The following is a 1279-nucleotide window of genomic DNA, read 5'->3' on the forward strand; positions in this document are numbered from 1 at the left end:
GGGACTGCCCAGGGTTCGGTTGACTCCTCACCTGTGAGGCTGCAGCCTCGCTGGAAGGATCAGCATCGTGCCCAAGCCGTTCCCCAAGGAGTTCCGGCGTGACGTGATCGCGGTGGCCCGGCAGGGTGACCAGTCGATCGCGCAGGTCGCAAAGAGCTTCGGGATCTCCGAGTCCTGCCTGCAACGCTGGCTGAAGATCGCCGACCGCGATGACGGCCTCACCGCCAAGACCTCCTCGACGGCCGGCTCGAGCGCCAGCGTCGACCTGGAGGCCGAGAACCGGGAGCTGCGCAAGCGGGCCAAGCAGTTGGAGCAGGAGAACGAGATCCTGCGCCGGGCCACGGCCTACTTCGCCCGCGACGTCCTCCCAAAATGATGTACCCGCTGGTCCAAGACCTCGCCGCCGACAAGATCCCCGTCGCGGTGACCTGCCGGGTGCTCGGCTTCTCCAAGCAGGCCTTCTACAAATGGCAGGCCAACCCGGTCAGCCAGCGCGACTGGGACGACGCGCACCTGATCAATGCAGCGATCGACATTCATCACGATGACCCCGAGTTCGGCTACCGGTTCATCGCCGACGAACTCGCCGACCAAGGGCTGCGGGCCTCGCGCAACCGGGTCAACCGGCTCTGCACCTCGCAGCGACTGTGGTCGGTGCACTCGCGGAAGCGCGGCCTGAGCCGCAAGCCCGGACCGCCGGTGCACGACGACCTCGTGCGCCGGGACTTCACCGCCCAGGCGCCCAATCAGCTGTGGCTGACCGACATCACCGAACACCCCACCGCCGAGGGCAAGCTCTACCTCTGCGCGATCAAGGACGCCAGCTCCAAGCGCATTGTTGGCTACTCCATCGACGCCCGGATGACCTCCGAGCTGGCGGTCAACGCGCTTCGTAACGCCATCGCCCTCCGCGGCCAGGTCGCAGCGATCATGCACTCGGACCGCGGCAGCCAATTCCGTTCCCATGCCTACGTCCGGGCGCTGCGCGAGGCCCAGCTGCGCGGCTCGATGGGCCGAGTCGGAGCGTGTGCTGACAACGCCGCCATGGAGTCCTTCTTCAGCCTGCTGCAGAAGAACGTCCTCGACCGACAACGCTGGACCACCCGCGAGCAACTACGCCTGGCGATCGTGGTCTGGATCGAGAAGACCTACCACCGCCGCCGGCGCCAAGACGCCCTCGGCCGTATGACCCCCATCGAGTTCGAGACACTGACCCAGGCCGCTCACGCGGCCTGACTGCCCCCAACGAACAAGAGTCAACTGAAGTCTGGGCAGTCCC

General features: G+C 66.6%; 1 protein-coding gene. It reads left to right on the plus strand.

The annotated features are described in order from the left end of the window. The first annotated feature begins 67 nt into the window (after positions 1 to 67). Positions 68 to 1236 (plus strand): IS3 family transposase gene (locus tag RM425_RS21465; protein ID WP_311347265.1). Its coding sequence is split into 2 segments (ribosomal slippage): positions 68 to 365 and positions 365 to 1236, totalling 1170 coding nucleotides; the frame shifts between segments, so codons are not numbered across the junction. Positions 1237 to 1279 lie beyond the last annotated feature (43 nt).

This window comes from Blastococcus goldschmidtiae, from assembly GCF_031845325.1.
Taxonomy (GTDB): Bacteria; Actinomycetota; Actinomycetes; order Mycobacteriales; family Geodermatophilaceae; genus Blastococcus; species Blastococcus goldschmidtiae.